Annotated in this window: 15 protein-coding genes; 4 read left to right on the top strand and 11 right to left on the bottom strand. The window is 53.2% G+C overall.

Going from position 1 to position 15,782, the window contains the following annotated elements; all coding sequences use genetic code 11:
• Positions 1-110: 110 nt before the first annotated feature.
• From D3P09_RS27420 to D3P09_RS19255, 4 genes are all read right to left on the bottom strand, one after another.
• Positions 111-449, bottom strand: a complete 339-nt coding sequence (locus tag D3P09_RS27420) for a hypothetical protein (RefSeq protein WP_133305029.1) — start codon at positions 447-449, stop codon at positions 111-113.
• Complete coding sequence (locus D3P09_RS19265; RefSeq protein ID WP_120113024.1) at positions 418-777, bottom strand: hypothetical protein; 360 nt, start codon at positions 775-777, stop codon at positions 418-420. Before D3P09_RS19265 ends, D3P09_RS27420 begins: the two co-directional genes overlap by 32 nt.
• A 422-nt stretch (positions 778-1,199) precedes the next feature.
• On the bottom strand, positions 1,200-1,397 hold the full coding sequence (locus tag D3P09_RS19260) for a cold shock domain-containing protein (protein ID WP_120113023.1): 198 nt from the start codon (positions 1,395-1,397) through the stop codon (positions 1,200-1,202).
• 97 nt (positions 1,398-1,494) lie between these two features.
• Positions 1,495-2,202 (bottom strand): class I SAM-dependent methyltransferase, encoded by a 708-nt coding sequence (locus D3P09_RS19255; RefSeq protein ID WP_120113022.1) that lies wholly within the window; start codon positions 2,200-2,202, stop codon positions 1,495-1,497.
• Between the two features lie 166 nt (positions 2,203-2,368).
• On the opposite strand from D3P09_RS19255, the gene D3P09_RS19250 reads away from it, so the two are divergent.
• The 3 genes from D3P09_RS19250 (at position 2,369) to pepF (ending at position 4,919) form a co-directional block, all read left to right on the top strand.
• Complete coding sequence (locus D3P09_RS19250) at positions 2,369-2,602, top strand: hypothetical protein (protein WP_120113021.1); 234 nt, start codon at positions 2,369-2,371, stop codon at positions 2,600-2,602.
• A 121-nt stretch (positions 2,603-2,723) separates the two neighbouring features.
• On the top strand, positions 2,724-2,915 hold the full coding sequence (locus D3P09_RS19245; RefSeq protein WP_120113020.1) for a hypothetical protein: 192 nt from the start codon (positions 2,724-2,726) through the stop codon (positions 2,913-2,915).
• Positions 2,916-3,113: 198 nt separating this feature from the next.
• Positions 3,114-4,919, top strand: coding sequence for an oligoendopeptidase F (gene pepF / locus D3P09_RS19240; protein WP_207892518.1), 1,806 nt, complete (start codon positions 3,114-3,116; stop codon positions 4,917-4,919).
• Between the two features lie 1,131 nt (positions 4,920-6,050).
• Here the strand turns inward: pepF and D3P09_RS19235 are convergent.
• The 6 genes from D3P09_RS19235 to hemE form a co-directional block, all read right to left on the bottom strand.
• On the bottom strand, positions 6,051-6,908 hold the full coding sequence (locus tag D3P09_RS19235) for a DUF92 domain-containing protein (protein WP_120113019.1): 858 nt from the start codon (positions 6,906-6,908) through the stop codon (positions 6,051-6,053).
• Between the two features lie 15 nt (positions 6,909-6,923).
• On the bottom strand, positions 6,924-7,724 hold the full coding sequence (locus D3P09_RS19230) for a glycerophosphodiester phosphodiesterase (protein ID WP_120113018.1): 801 nt from the start codon (positions 7,722-7,724) through the stop codon (positions 6,924-6,926).
• A gap of 31 nt (positions 7,725-7,755) precedes the next feature.
• On the bottom strand, positions 7,756-9,057 hold the full coding sequence (locus D3P09_RS19225) for a CapA family protein (RefSeq protein ID WP_120113017.1): 1,302 nt from the start codon (positions 9,055-9,057) through the stop codon (positions 7,756-7,758).
• Between the two features lie 114 nt (positions 9,058-9,171).
• Complete coding sequence (gene hemY / locus D3P09_RS19220) at positions 9,172-10,593, bottom strand: protoporphyrinogen oxidase (protein ID WP_120113016.1); 1,422 nt, start codon at positions 10,591-10,593, stop codon at positions 9,172-9,174.
• A 5-nt stretch (positions 10,594-10,598) separates the two neighbouring features.
• Positions 10,599-11,549 (bottom strand): ferrochelatase, encoded by a 951-nt coding sequence (hemH, locus tag D3P09_RS19215; RefSeq protein WP_120113015.1) that lies wholly within the window; start codon positions 11,547-11,549, stop codon positions 10,599-10,601.
• Entirely contained in the window at positions 11,542-12,612 is a 1,071-nt protein-coding gene (gene hemE, locus D3P09_RS19210; RefSeq protein ID WP_120113014.1) for a uroporphyrinogen decarboxylase, read from the bottom strand. Before hemE ends, hemH begins: the two co-directional genes overlap by 8 nt.
• 386 nt (positions 12,613-12,998) lie before the next feature.
• Between hemE and D3P09_RS19205 the strand changes: the two genes are divergently transcribed.
• Positions 12,999-14,225 carry an MFS transporter gene (locus D3P09_RS19205; RefSeq protein WP_120113013.1) on the top strand — a complete coding sequence of 409 codons (1,227 nt, stop codon included), beginning with the start codon at positions 12,999-13,001 and terminating at the stop codon, positions 14,223-14,225.
• 826 nt (positions 14,226-15,051) lie between these two features.
• Here the strand turns inward: D3P09_RS19205 and D3P09_RS19195 are convergent.
• Complete coding sequence (locus D3P09_RS19195; protein WP_120113011.1) at positions 15,052-15,684, bottom strand: O-methyltransferase; 633 nt, start codon at positions 15,682-15,684, stop codon at positions 15,052-15,054.
• Between the last annotated feature and the right edge of the window lie 98 nt (positions 15,685-15,782).

The raw sequence follows: 15,782 nt of genomic DNA, 5'->3' as shown, positions 1-15,782 counted from the left end.
CCACACACCGTTACACACTCGATTTCACCACTTTCGTCCCTCCAACGCCATCTCACACCGTTACACACTCGATTTCTCCACTTTCGACCCTTCAACGCCGCCACACACCACTACCTCAAGTATCCTAAAGCTGACAAACTAATTTTAAACGCATGATTTCTTATTCGATCGGGATAGACAGGCTCAACCAGCTTCTTCTCAATCAATGATTTTACAACCAGTCGGCAAAAGGTTACTTCTTTATCCAGACAGGAGCATACCTCATACATTTTGAATGGTCTCGATAATGCAGCTCCAAACCGGATTACTTCTTTTTCATACATGTTAACTTTAGTTTTCGCGTCAACTGCGTATTTACCAATCAATTGTTCAACATAGTTACGGCAATCCAGCCCCCTTTCATCAAGTTCATCCCAGCTAAACGGTAAACGGGATATAAACATATCCATAAAGATTCATCGTTCGCACTCTGTATTTTTCAAAATTAAATCTCTTTCTTGTTATAGTCTCAGCATGAGGAACAAAACCATCACACTCAAACGCGATGCGATATGGCTTATAAAACACATCAATAAACATACTTACACCGCTCGAACTCTTCATCTCATGCTCAAGCTCGAATCCATCGAAGCTGCGGAAAATCGGCCAAATGACTTCCTTCAGCAGCTTGACCGTACCCGTCAAATCCCGCTCCAGCATCTCCATTCGCCTGGCACTCGCCTTGCTTTTCTGATCTTCTAAAAAAACGTTGAACTGCTTCTCGAATAACACATCCATTTCATATTGCCTCCTCATTTTGTTCCCAAACGCAAAAATGCGCTGTCAGCCTCATACGAGACCAACAGCGCATTCTTTACGCGGGAATATATATTTGCTTCGATTGTACCCTAGATAGAGCCAAGCTACAACCCTGAAAATAATAGGAAAAACCAACAGTCCTCACCACAGCATAATCCGAAATAGAGGATTCCAACTGATACCTGTTCCTCGTCTATCTATTGAAAAAAGGAGATCAAATGCTCACTTTCGATACCATTGCTACCGATGACCATTACCTCACCGATTCCAAATTGCTTCAAACCAACGTGGAAGAGCTTTTACTTCTCCCTGCCGCCTCAAGCGGACTATAGCCCCAAAACATAATAAAGGCTCCCTATATTGGGAGCCTTCTTCTTTGTTTGAGCTGTCGACCAATAAACCTATAGTTTATGGACGTTGGCCGCTTGAGCGCCGCGATTTCCTTCAGTAATATCGAATTCGACCGCCTGGCCTTCCTCCAGAGATTTAAAGCCTTCGCCTTGAATCGCGGAGAAGTGAACAAACACGTCTTCGCCGTCTTCCGCTTGGATGAAGCCGTAGCCTTTTTCTGCGTTAAACCATTTTACTGTACCTTTCAACGTTCATGACCTCCTAAATGTTCCGCCGATTGCATCAGCGTGAAATAATTATACCGAGCCGAAATCCAAAATGCAATTTCAGTAAAAAATGTTGTATTTAAACGTTCGTCACAATATTAAGCATTCGATCGGAGCCTGGGATAAACGGCAAGCCTGATTCCCGAATGTCCGGCGTTCCCCCGGCTTTACGCACAGCCTCCATCAACTCGTTCAGCTTCGCATACGGCTCCCACTTGAGCGACAGCAAAGGATATACCCGTATCGTGCCTCCAGGCCTGCATACCCGCATCAACTCGCGAATCGCTGCCTCATGGAACTCATACCCGAATTGCTCTGCGTACAAAAAGAGAAAATGACTACACAATACCAGCGAAAAACGGTTATCCTCAAATGGCAGCTCCGGCAGCGCTCCGCCGATATAACGGCGTTCTCCTTCGGCAGAAGCCACATGCTCCTCAAACAATGCCAGCGACTTCACTCTGCCGCCGTGATGATTCTCCAGCGAACCGTAATAGCTCCAGTCAAAACGCTCCTTGAGTCCGTCCAGCTTCTCTGTGGACACCTCAATCTCCTCACGCGCCTCTTCAACCCATGCCCCAATATTCCCGGCATAACGGGGATCGGCAGCCATTGCGTCATATCCTTTTCTTACCGCCTCGGCCGTAAACGAAGATCCGCCGCCTGCAACATCCAATATCTGTCCTGCCGCCAGCTCCTCTTCCTTCAACTGAAACATGGCCTGATATTCCGCAAATCCTCTGCACGTCATGGCGACGCCAACTTGCTCATAAAACGTTTTTGACATGTTCATCTCTCCTCGTCTCATCTCATCTCGACTCGTCTAATCTCAGCTTCCCGAGCAAATCTGCGCCGGATTGCAGCCAAGCGGGGACGCCTTGTATTGCTTAGCGCCTTCATAATGGCTATGATGGTAACTATACCATATTTAACTCATGAAGGTGGAAAATATTATGTTTAAAAAACATCAAATCTACAAAACAGACAATTACAATATGCTGACTGTCGAGGTTCAAGGCAAAACGCTGGTTATTCGCGAGATCTCCGACCAATGGGGCGAGGAATGCCATACCTTCGTCAGCCGCCCGGAAATGATGCACTGGGCCGAAAGACGCTTCCGTACGGAAGATTATGTGGGACGGGAAGATGAATTGAAAGCGATCATGGAAGCTTTTCGCGAGGTCTAAAGCGGGGCTAGGGCAAGCCTTGCCCCCGCTATCCTGCAAATAAAAGGAACTCCCCGCTGCGGCAGCGAACATAACGTTACACCGGTATGCATACAAACGTTAGGAGGCAACAGGAAACTAAATGGATCCAATGACATCTTCCATTGTTTTTATTATCGCGGCATTTTCGCTAGGGGCCGTCGTCGTCATGAAGCGGGATACTTTGCCGCCTAAGATGCGCCGCGGACTGGCGCTTGTCTCGATCGCTATGATTGCGTTCGCTTTTTTCCTCATCGTGTACAGCCTGTTCACGATGGGCTCGGACGCAACCTAGTTTTATCGTAGTTGGCATAACTTTCATTTTGTCAGGGCATAGTATGGGCAAACTGTGTCTTGCGAGGTGAACTTTCCCATGAAATGGCTGCCCCTGCTGCTTGCCTTATCTATGACCCAAGGAGCAGCAGCAATACCGGCAATTCCGCAGGAAGCCGGGCACAAGCAATCCATCCCATCTATCTCAAGGAGGAATACGATGAGTAACGTACCGAAACGTTCAGAGACTGCGGCCGAACACCGCTGGAAGCTGGAAGACTTGTTCGCGAATCAAGCATCCTGGGATCAGGAATATGCCAAAGCGAAAGAGTTGATCAAGAAAGCTGACCAATTCCAAGGAAAGCTAAGCGATCCTGCTCAGCTTAAAGCATGTTTCGAGCTGGAAGACGAGTTGTCCCTCCATGTCGAGCGGCTTTATGTGTATGCGAACATGCGCCATCATGAAGATACGGCTGAGCCTGGCAATCAAGCTCTGTCCGACAAATCGAAAAAGCTGAGTGTAGAGACAGGCGAAGCGTTGTCGTTCGTAACGCCTGAGGTGCTGAGTCTCTCCGACAGCGAGCTGGATGCGATGATCAACAATGAGTCGCTTGCCAAGTACCGTCATACGCTCGAAGAGATGAGACGGCAGAAGGCGCATATTTTGTCCAAGAGCGAAGAAGCGCTTATGGCTCAAGTCGGCAATATCAGCTCTGCTCCAGGCACGATCTTCGGCATGCTGAACAATGCGGACTTGAAGTTCCCTAAGGTGAAAAACGAAGCTGGCGAAGAAGTCGAGCTGTCGCATGGACGCTATATTCAGTTTCTGGAAAGCAAAAACCGCGATGTGCGCCGCGAAGCGTTCAAAGCGATGTACGATACATACGGCAAGCTGAAAAACACGATGGCCTCTACGCTGAATGCCAACGTCAACAAAAACGTTTTTTACGCCAAGGCGCGCAAATACGATTCCGTGCTCGGTATGTCCCTTTACGGCGACAATATTCCGAAGGAAGTATATACGAATTTGATTGATACCATCCATAAGCATCTTCCGCTTATGCACCGTTATATGGAGCTGCGCAAGCGTCTGCTTGGGCTGGATGAGCTGCATATGTACGACTTGTTCGCCCCGCTTGTCGAGGAATTCGATATGGAAATCAGCTTTGAGGATGCGAAGAAAACGATTCATGAAAGCTTGAAGCCGCTTGGCGAGGATTATTTGAACGTGCTGCAAGAGGGTTTTGACAAAGGCTGGATTGACGTATACGAAAATGAAGGCAAGCGCAGCGGCGCATACAGCTGGGGCGCATACGGGACGCATCCGTACGTGCTTCTGAACCATAAGGACAATCTGAACAGCATGTTCACGCTGACGCATGAGATGGGCCACGCCCTTCACTCGTATTACTCCGACACGACCCAAAACTATCGGGACGCGCAGTACACGATCTTCCTGGCGGAGGTTGCTTCTACGCTGAATGAAGCGCTGCTGATGGATTATTTGCTCGGCAAGTCGACGGATCCGAAGGAAAAAATGTACCTGCTCACCTATTATGCGGATCAGTTCCGCACGACGGTGTTCCGCCAGACGATGTTCGCAGAGTTCGAGAAAATCGTCCATGAGCGCACGGAAGCGGGCGAATCGCTGACGCCTCAGGAATTGAGCAAAATTTATTATGATCTGAACAAGCTGTATTACGGCCCTGGCATGGTGGTCGACCAGGATATCGAGATGGAGTGGGCGCGTATCCCTCACTTCTATACCAGCTTCTATGTATACAAATACGCGACCGGCTTCTCCGCGGCTACCAGCTTCTCCAAGCAGATTTTGGACGAAGGCGCTCCTGCCGTCGAGCGCTACCTCGGCTTCCTGAAGAGCGGCGGCAGCGACTTCTCGATCAACATTCTGAAAAAAGCCGGCGTCGACATGTCCACGCCAGAACCGATCGAGCAAGCGATGAGCGTATTCGAAGAGCTGATTGCCCAAATGGAGCAGCTTACGAGCGACCGAGCTAAAAAGTAAGTAGTTTGCTCATCGTATAGCTGCAAACTTATACTGCTCGTTGATGTGACTCAGTAGATGCGGCTGGCGCTGCACAGCTCGTTGATGTGACTCATCAAATGCGGCTGGCGCTGCACAGTTGGAAAGACCCTCATAATCCGCTTATGCGGATTGGGGGTCTTTTTGTATGTAGAGGTTTGGAGACGGTAATATCATTAATCGTTGACTATTGCGTTAAGGGCGCTGGTGAAGGTAGAAGTTGGGATACATAAAAATGCTGGCTCACATCGAACGGCGGCAACTAGAGAATCGTCGTGCTTAGCGAAGTTATTTCATCCATGGCGGCTGATTTGACGTTTTAACGGTGCTACGCGGCGTTGGAGGGGCAAATGTGGAGGAATCGTGGGTGTAACGGTGTGTAGCGCCGTTGGAGGGGCAAATGTGGAGGAATCGAGGGTGCAGCGGTGTGTGGTGGCGTTGGAGGGGCAAATGTGGAGGAATCGTGGTTCTAACGGTTTGTGGTGGCGTTGGAGGAGCAAATGTGGAGGAATAGAGGCTGTAACGGTGTGAGGCGGTGTTGGAGGAGCAAATGTGGAGTAATCGAAGGTGTAACGGTGTGTGGCGGCGTTGGAGGAGCAAATATGGAGGAATCGAGGCTGTAACGGTGTGTGGCGGCGTTGGAGGAGCGAAAGTGGAGTAATCGAGTGTGTAACGGTGTGTGGCGGCGTTGGAGGAGCAAATATGGAGGAATCGAGGCTGTAACGGTGTGTGGCGGCGTTGGAGGGGAAAATGCGGAGGAATCGTGGTTCTAACGGTGTGTGGCGGCGTTAGAGGGGCAAATGTGGAGGAATCGAGGGTGCAGCGGTGTGTGGCGGTGTTAGAGGGGCAATTGAGGAGTAACCGAGTGTGTAACGGTGTGTGGCGGTGTTAGAGGGGCAAATGAGGAGTAATCTTGTGTGTGGCGGTGTGTGGCGGTGTTAGAGGGGCAAATGAGGAGTAATCTTGTGTGTGGCGGTGTGTGGCGGTGTTAGAGGAGCAAATGTGGAGGAATCGTGGTTCTAACGGTGCTCCTCTACGTTACCAATCAAATCAAAAAAGCGGCTTCTCTGCGCTGGCACACGATGCATGTGCCAGCGGGAGAAACCGCTTGGGTTAGAGAAGCTGGCCGAGGGCGAGAGCCAGCAGGCCGGCGACTAGCGACGACAGGAGGTTCACCCTGTCGTTGTCCAGCGCGGCGAAGCCGCGGATGTGCCGGGTCGGGCTGCCGCAATGGCTGACCCGCTCCGTCTCGCTGCCGCATACCTGGCAGCGATACATGGCCTGGCCCGTGGCGCCGAGCAGCGAATCGGCGAAGGCGCCGGCCAGGCCGGCCGCGGCTGCTACGGCGATCAATCCCGCCGCAGCGTAGCCGCCCATGCCCGCAGCCGCTTCGCCTGGCTGCGGGATAGCCAGCAGCAGCGCTGCCACGGCGCCGATGAACGCGGCGCCCCCAAGCGCTGCTGCGCTGCCGAGCGGCGTTATCCCGCCGCTCGTGCCAGTCACTACGCGCTTGCCGCTCACGATCGATCGCGGCACAGAGCGGCTGAGCGCGCCGATCTCGGTCGCCCAAGTGTCGGCATTGACCGAAGCCATCACGCCGATATAGGCGAGCAGCCAGCCGTCATGCGGGAAGATGGCATGAAGCGCGCACAGCACAAGACCGGCGCCGCCATTGGCCCAGACTTGTCCTGCATCGCGGCGGCCGCCTTTGGCGTATTTCGCTTCCGCATCACGCTTGGACCTCGCATGGCGCTTCCACTTCGACCAGAACGTAGACGAAATGAAAAAAGCGATCAGCACGCCGAACCATACCGGCTCGCCAAAGGAGACAAACCCTGTCCCCATCGCCAGCGCCGACCATGCTCCCGATCCGGACAACGCACGGGCGCGATAAGCCGCTGCGGCAGCGAGACCGCTTCCCAGAAGACCGATAAGCAGCCTCAGCCACAATTCATCGATATATCCGACCATGAGCATCCCTTCAATCTACTTATTAGGCCTGAATCTGAACCATTTTTTTGTTCCTTCCAGCACTCGTTTGCCCGAGAGTTTGATACCGGAGCCCGTCACCAGCTCTCGCCAGCGATCAGGATAATTCGTGCAAATGAGAAGCTCGGGATCCAGCGAAGCCACTTTGAGCATATTGCGTTTGTCGTTGACCGTCCATGCCATCGTCTGGATGCCCGCTTCGTTCAGCAGCGCCATTCTGGCAGAATTAAGCTTGGAATACCCGATAGACAAAAAATCGGATTTCAACTCGCGAAGCTCATGCAGCAGCGTATTCCTCCAGCCGTCAAGAATCAAACCGATTCGAACCTGTTCAGACAGCTTGCGGACCCTTTCAAGCGTTCCGAGGTGAAAGGAGGTAAGCACGACATCGTCCATCCTGCCATATTCATAGATACGTTCCAGCACCTTCTCCTCGATATGAGGATAACGGATGCCATCCGTCTTCAGTTCTATATTCAGCTTGGCGCGGCCCGCCGACTCGCGAAGAACATCATCCAGCGTCGGAATCGATTCGCCCTTGAACTGCGGAGAATACCAGCTGCCCGCATCAAGCGAAGCCAGCTCCGCTGCCGTCCAATCGCGCACCTCTCCTCTGCCGTTGGTCGTTCGCCTCAAGTTGTAATCGTGGATAACGACAGGCACGGCGTCTTTGCTGAGCTGCACGTCAAGCTCGATCCATTCCACATCCGGAGCTTCCAGCGCCATTCGGAATGCCGCCATCGTATTCTCCGGAGCGCGGCCGGACCAACCCCGATGCGCAACGCACGGGTTATTCATGCAGGTTCCTTCCCTTCTCCGCTATCCCATCTCATGGTGTCTTCCCCGCAGTCTCTTGCTGGATGACGGAGCCTTCGGAATCCAGTGCAACTCCGAATGAAATCGAAGACAATCGCTGCAGCAGCTGCTGCTTGGCCTCGCCCTCAAGCGGCGTTGGCTGCGACTGGATAACGTTCATCGGATTGAATTTCAGCGAGCAATCGCCCGCTTTGTTGCAGACGGCATCCAGCACGCCGGTATCGCCCTGCGGGCTTTTTGGATTCGTCGCATACACAAAGTTGCCCAGGCTGTACGCAATCCACTTGCCCTTATAGTTTTCAAAGCCTTGCATGACATGCGGATGGCTCCCTACGACAATGTCAGCCCCTGCATCTATATATTCTCTGGCATATCTCCGATGGAGTTCTTCAGGTTTATCCGCCGCGTCTTTGCCCCAATGCACCATCACGACAACAATGTCCGCTTCTTCCTTCGCGCTTGCAATCGCCGCCACCGTTCGGGTGGTCTCGTAAGTCTCTGCGATGCCCGGCGTGTTGCGGTCTGCCTTCAGATGCGTGAACGGTATGACTCCGCTAACGCCAATATACGCAACCTTGAACCCTTTCGACTCTGCGATGTAAGGAGCGAATGCTTCCGCATCGTTATTGCCCACACCCATATACCCTATGCCGGCTTCTTGCAGATACTTCATCGTATCCTGCATACCCTCAAGGCCTTGATCCATGGCATGGTTATTTGCAAGGCTCAACACGTCAAATCCCGCGTTTTTCATCGCAGGCAGCGCATCTGGAGATCCTTTGTGTACATAAGGCGTTCCTTCAATCGGAATTCCCCGCGTCGTAATGGGAAGCTCCAAATTACCAGCCATTATGTCCGGTTCGCTCAAATACAGCAGTACATTTTGATAAGGGAAATCATAACCCTTCTCCAGTAAAATCCGGTTGATATATTCGCCTGGCATCAAATCCCCTACAAACGACAAGCTGATATGCTCGCTCGTCTCTCCGGTTCCTGCTTCTGCCGGCGGACTGGCTTCAGGATTCTCAATCTCTTGATCATCCGGAGCGGGTGTAGCCTCGGGCTGATCAGAAGGCGCCGGGCTGACATCACCGTCTTTGTCTCCGTCAGGGTCATTCACAACAACCTGCTCCTTGCCGCCGCCCGGCCAAGACAGCCACTCCGGCAAGCCTGCCTTCGTACCCAAGGTCAATCCCAAGGCTGCCGCAACTAGAAGCGTTCCTATTAATACCATTGATATGCGGAGCGTTCGCCGCCGCCGTTTCTCGCGCTGCGCTTTCTCTCTTTGGCGCGATTCCGATCTGGATAATGTCATAGAATGCTCCTTATTCGATAGATCTCTCAGCTAGATACTAGATTTCCTCATTATACCTGTTACTAGTAAGGAAGCGAAGAGAATCTGTCAAAAAAGAGCTTCAAGTCCTGCTTTTTAGTTCGAAACGCTGTACAGCTCGGCAGCCGCTTCTTTGCCTTGGCGAATGCAGTCTGGCAAGCCGACCCCGTCAAAAGCCGCTCCCGTTACCCACACGCCTGGCAGTTCTGTCTTGAGCCTGCTGCGCAGCGACTGCATCTTCTCGATATGGCCGACCGGATATTGCGGCATCGAATGGTTGAGCCTCGTAATTTCTGTAAAAATCGGCTCCGCCGTAATGCCCATCGTCTCCCGGATATCCTTGCGCACCGCCGCAACCAGTTGGTCATCGGGAAGCTTCACGCTTTCCTGATCCTCGGAATGGCCGACATAACAACGCAGCAGCACCTTATCATCCGGACTCGTATGCAGCCATTTGTTCGACGTCCATGTGCAGGCCGTAATATGAAGCCCTTCAGAGCGCGGCACCACAAAGCCGGAACCGTCGAAATCGAGTCCAAATGTCTTTTTGTCAAAAGCCATTACAACATTCGCTACGGATACATACCGGATTTCCTTCAGCTCTTCACATGCCACGAGCGGCTCCAGCAGCTTGGCGGCGGCAAAAGCCGGCGCGGTCACGACAATGCGATCCGCCTCCAGCGTCTCGCCATCGGCAAGCTTCAATGTATAGCCGCTAGCCGCTTTATTAATCTCGGTTACTTTCACCCCAAGCCTGCGCTCCGCTCCGCCTAGCTCCTGATCCAGCGAACGCACAAGTGTGGTCAACCCTTTCTTGAACGTAAGGAACGTCGTCCCTTGCGCCTTTCCTTTTGCGGCGGCAGCCGTAGCCTTCCGGTTATGCATCATTCCTTTAATCAGGCTTCCATGCTTCCGTTCCGAATCGCCGAATTGCGGGAATGTCGCTTTGAGGCTCAATTTCTTCAAGTCTCCCGCATAGATCCCGGCAAGCAGCGGCTCGGCAATTCTCCGCATCACTTGTGTGCCTACGCGTCTTTCCAAAAATCCGCCCAGCGATTCGTCGCCAACCGCCGGTTTCGCCGGCATGAACAAGTCCATTACCGCCCTCAGCTTGCCCCCGAGCGACAGCAGGCTGGTCTTCATGAAAGGGGCAATCTCCGTCGGAATGCCGAGCACTAGCCCCGGCGGCATCGCGTGCAGCTTCCGGTTATGCATAATATATGTTTTTTTGGCGGCGGGATTGGTTGCTGTCAGTTCATCCTCCAGACCAAGCTCCTTCGCCAGATCGATGATGGCTTGCTTGCGCGCGAGGAAGGAATCCGGTCCCTTCTCGATGACAAAGCCGTCACGTTGCAGCGTATTGATTTTTCCGCCCAGCACGGGAGCTTCGTCCACAATCGTGAGCTGAAGCTTCCGTCCTTGCCGCTCCGCTTCCCGCTGCAAATAAAAAGCGGAGCTCAGTCCGCTGATCCCCCCGCCAATAATGACAATTCGATCAATCGCTTCTGCACTCCGCATTCTATTCATTCCTTTCCGTTCCCGGCACTAGCGGCTTGCACCGACTCGGCCAATGTCTCCATATATAGCGGATCGCGGTTCAGCATCGCAATACGCTCCAGCGTAATGCCGATTTTCTCCGCTTCCGCCTTTGCTTCAATATCCAGATCGTAGAGCACTTCAAGATGGTCCGAGACGAATCCGACAGGCGCTACAAGCACCGCTTTTACGCCTTCTCCCGCGATGGTCTCCAACGTCTCCAAAATATCCGGACCAAGCCAAGGATCGCGAGTTCGGCCGGCGCTTTGCCATGTGAACTGCCAATCCTTCACGCCCGCCGCTTCAGCTACGGCAGCTGAAGTCTCAAGCAATTGCTTCTCGTACGGATCGCCTAGCTCTCTGATCTTCTCAGGCAAGCTATGCGCGCTGAACAACACCTTCGTCTTCGCTTCAGCGCCAGCTGACTCCGCGACCACGCCCAAGCCGTTCACCACACGCTCGGTCAAGGCTTGAATGAGCTTCGGATGCAAGTGGTACTGCTCGACAAAGGACATAGCGATCCCAAGCTCCTCCGCCTTCTCCTTTGCTCTCTTGATGTAGCTTCCTACGCTCATGGTAGAAAAATGAGGAGCGAGCACGATGCCTACAGCGCGGCGAATGCCGTCCTTGGCCATCTCTTCTACGCCATCCTCGATATAAGGACGGGCATGCTTCAGTCCTTGGTAACATACATATTGGCCCGGCGCCAAGGTATCCAGCTTGTCTTGCAGGCCGGCGACTTGGCCGTTCGTATTCTCGCGGAGCGGGAATACGCCGCCGACAATCGCTTCGTAGCGGTCCGTCAGCTCCTTCAGCTGTTCCTCCGTCGGCGGATGTCCGCGGCGAATGTGAGTGTAGTAAGCTTCTACGTCGTCCATCGACTCCGGCGTTCCATATGACATAACAAGTACGCCGATTTTATGTTCGTTGCTAGACATTGCGAGCCTCCTCTTTGTTCTGTGCCGCAATTGCTTTTTCAGAATACGAGTGGATAAATGCCGTCAGTTCTGCAAGCTTCTCCAGCGACGCTTCCGGGAACAGGCCGTGGCCCAGGTTGAAAATAAAGCCCGGCTCCTGAATGCCTTGATCGATAATCTCTGCTGCATAGGATTCAATCACGCTCATAGGCGCTGTCAGAATCGTAGGGTCCAGATTGCCTTGAACCGCATATTGATGATTCAGTCTGCGGCGGCCTTCTTCAATCGATACGCGCCAGTCGAGGCCGATGACATTGGCTTTCACCTTATGCAGCTCCGGCAGCAGCTCGCCCGAGCTCACGCCCGGGAAGTAGATTTTCGGCTGCGGCAAATCGCTCAGCTCGCTAAAAATACGTTCGATCGTTGGCAGCACAAATTTGCGGAAGTCCGCCGGCGAAAGCGCGCCGACCCAGCTGTCGAACAGCTGGAATGCCTTGCCGCCGTTAGCCATATGGGCACGCAAATAAGTGATGACCATATCGCCAAGCTTATGCATAAGCGAATGCCAGACTTCCGGCTCGCTATACATCAGCTCTTTGGTGCGAAGATAGTTTTTCGAAGGGCGGCCTTCGATCAAATAGCTGGCAATCGTAAACGGCGCACCCGCAAATGTAATAAGTGGCACTTCCAGCTCGCGGTCCAAAATGCGGATCGTCTCCAGCACATGCCCGAGATCGCCTTCTACATCAATTGGCTTCAGACGTTCTACGTCAGCCGCGGAACGGATCGGGTTATGAATAACCGGACCGATGTTCGCGACAATATCGAAATCTATCCCGATAGACGCAACCGGATTCATAATATCCGAATACAGAATAGCCGCATCCACGCCAAGCTTGCGCACCGGCATGAGCGTTACCTCGGCAGCCAGCTCGGGCTGCTTGCATATTTCAAGCAAGGAATACTTCTCTTTGATTTTGCGATAGTCGGGATCATATCTCCCGGCTTGCCTCATGTACCATACCGGTACGCGATCCACAAGTTCCTTCCGGCTTGCCCGAATGAAACGGTCGTTATAAGACATTCCCGTTCCCCATTTCTATGTAGTTTCTTCTGCTTAACATTATGCCCTTTTTCCCGAACCCTAACAACCGCTGTAGCTTTGGTTCCTATGACAATAGTATGACAATCAAAGGAAAGTTGCATGAAGATTGCTTGAAAGTTCCCTCCTAAGCCGCTTGTTTGCCTCTATATATCATCGGCTATTCATGTAAAAAACGTGCTTTTATGGGGGGAGATGCATCTCTTGTCTTTCCTAGCATACCAGCGCGCGCTCGCCCATCATCCTGACATCCAGCCAAGCTTCACGTAGGGCTGGCCGGACTGTCAGCCCAATCCATCTCAATTCAGCAAGCTATGCCTCGCAACTATGCAACGATTAGAACAGAACGATTATGATATACTAACGCTATGGAACAGTGGAAAAAGAATCTAATTGTGCTGTGGTTCGGACAGTTTCTCGTTATGGGCGGCATGACGATGATCATTCCGTTTCTCACCCTCTATTTGCAATTCGAGCTTGGCCTCTCCGATCCTCATGAAATCGGGGTATGGGCAGGTTTTATTTTTGCAGGAAACTTTGTTACGGCGTTTATTTTTCAGCCGATTTGGGGCAAGCTTGCCGACCGTTACGGGCGCAAAATGATGCTGCTTCGCTCAGGCTTCGGCATGGCCATCGTCATGGTCATGATGGGCTTTGCGACAAATCCTTGGCATCTTCTGCTGCTCCGCATGCTGAACGGCACGATCTCCGGCTTTAATCCGGCTTCCATCGCGCTGATCTCGGCAACAACGCCGAAGGAACGAATGGGCTTTGCCATGGGCACGATCCAGTCCGGCGCAATGGCGGGCACGATCTTAGGCCCATTAATGGGCGGGCTTCTGGTTGATGCTGTAGGCTACCGGCCTATCTTCTATATAACGGGGGCTCTTCTATTTCTGGCGTCCTTATTGGCTCTTTTTGTCGTAAAAGAATCTTTCGACCTGGCAAAAGCCGCAACCCGCGTACAAGCCTCCGTCATAGACGGGCTCAAGCGGATCAGCCGCATTCCCCAGCTCATGTCTCTCTATGGCGTGACGTTCCTCATCCAATTCGCGATGATGAGCCCGATGACACTTATTCCGCTATTCGTGCAGGAGCTTCATGGCTCGCTGGAGAACATCGCGTTCCTGGCCGGCTTCGTCGGTTCGGTGACCGGACTGTCGAACATGCTCGCATCGCCGCTGCTCGGCAAGCTGAGCGACCGGATCGGCGCGGAGCGGGTGCTTGCTGTCTCGCTGGTAGGCGCGGCTTTGGCATTCATTCCGCAGGCGCTGGCCGACTCCGTGCTGATGCTGCTGCTCGCCCGCTTCGGACTTGGCTTGTTCCTCGGCGGACTCATCCCGGCTGTCAACTCGCTGATACGCGTCCATACGCCCGACGGCATGGAGAGCCGGGCTTACAGCTTCAACAGCAGCACGATGAGCCTCGGCAACATGATTGGCCCGATTACGGGCGGCGCGCTCTCCGGCTACATCGGCATTCAGGGCTTGTTCGTCATGTCGGCCATCCTGATGCTGCTGAACGGCGTATGGGTCTGGATCTCGCTGCTGCACAACCGTTCGCCAAGACGCGGCAACGGAACATCATCGTCATGACTTCTTAGTAAATGGAGGTTTGCTGCAAGCGGCTGGCGCCGCACGGGGAGCCGAGCTATCCAGCAACTTTTGCTGGACGGCTCGGCTTTTTGCTGTCGTGGCGGGGGCTTGCAGCTCACTTTTCGCGCGGTGCACACGCTCTATGCCGAGTTTCTCGGCCTACAGCTCATTTTCCGCGCATCGCACACGCACTATGCCGAGTTTCTCGGCTTACATCTTCATTTCCCACCCGCTCGCACTCTCTATGCCGAGTTTCTCGGACTACAGCTCATTTTCCACGTAGCGCGCACGTTCTAAGCCGAGTTTCTCGGACTACAGTTCATTTTCCGTGCGATGCGCACGCTCTATGCCGAGATTCTCGGACTACAGCTTATTTTCCGCGCAGCGCACACGCTCTATGCCGAGTTTCTCGGCTTGCAGCTCATTTTCCGTGCGATGTTCACGCTCTATGCCGAGTTTCTCGGCCTGCAGCTGACTTCTCACCCGCATGCACGACCTAAGCCGAACTTCTCGGCTTAGAGCACGAGCCCACAAACTCGCTATCCCGCGTGCCTTACCCAAGCACAAAAAAACAGCCCGGAGAATCGAAATTCTCTGGGCTGTTCCTCTATGCTGGAATTCCTTCTCTCGCACGATCGCTAACCCGTCTACTTTGGAAATCCCCCACCTGATCGCACGATTGCGAAACCGTCCAGCACTCGCACAATCGCGAACCCGCCGCACCATGGAAATCATCCCATTGCTCACGAGATCCCGAGGCAGTCGCAACTTGGAGATTCCCCCTCGACTAGCCCGATGGCGAGACCGTCGCAGCCTGGCCTGATAATTACCCCTTCACCCGCGCGATAGCGAGGCCGTCATAGCCTGGGAGGATTGTGCTTTCCAGGCGCGGGTCGGCTGCGAATCTTTCATTGAAGCTGCGTACCGCGAGCACGGACGGGCCTTGCTTGTCCATGTTAGTCGTTCTGCCGCGCAGCAGGATGTTGTCGGCTACAATAACGGCACCCGGATTGGCCAGTTCGATCGCGTAATCGAGATAGATCGGGTAGCCTTCCTTATCGGCGTCGATAAAGAAGAAATCGAATGTGCGGCCTTCTTCCTTCAGGCGGGCCAAACTTTCTTTTGCATCGCCGATGCGGTAATCCACACGGTCACCGTAACCCGCCTCCTCCAGATGGGCGCGCGCGACATCCGCATAATGCGGCAGCAGCTCCAGAGACAGCAGTGTTCCTCCTTCGCCAAGCCCTCTCGCGAGGCAGATGCCGCTGTAGCCGCCCAAGGCGCCAATCTCCAAGATGGACTTGGCTCCCGACATGCCGACCAGCATCGTCAGCAGCCTGCCGTAGCCGTCCGCCACTGAGATGTCCGGCATGCCGTGGCTCGCGATCCCTTCTTTTACGCGCTCCAGTTGATCGTCTTTTTTATATAATGAATCTACGTATTGTTCTTCTATCGACATTGCCGCATGCTCCCCGTATGTTTGATTTGTAAATGTACGGCCGTTTGACCTATACTTAATTGTATGTTTTTATAGGAAACGTAGCAAGAATAGAACCA

Origin of the sequence: Paenibacillus pinisoli (assembly GCF_003605435.1) — a bacterium.
In the GTDB taxonomy this organism is placed as follows: domain Bacteria; phylum Bacillota; class Bacilli; order Paenibacillales; family Paenibacillaceae; genus Pristimantibacillus; species Pristimantibacillus pinisoli.
This window is presented reverse-complemented; position numbering and strand designations above follow the sequence as displayed.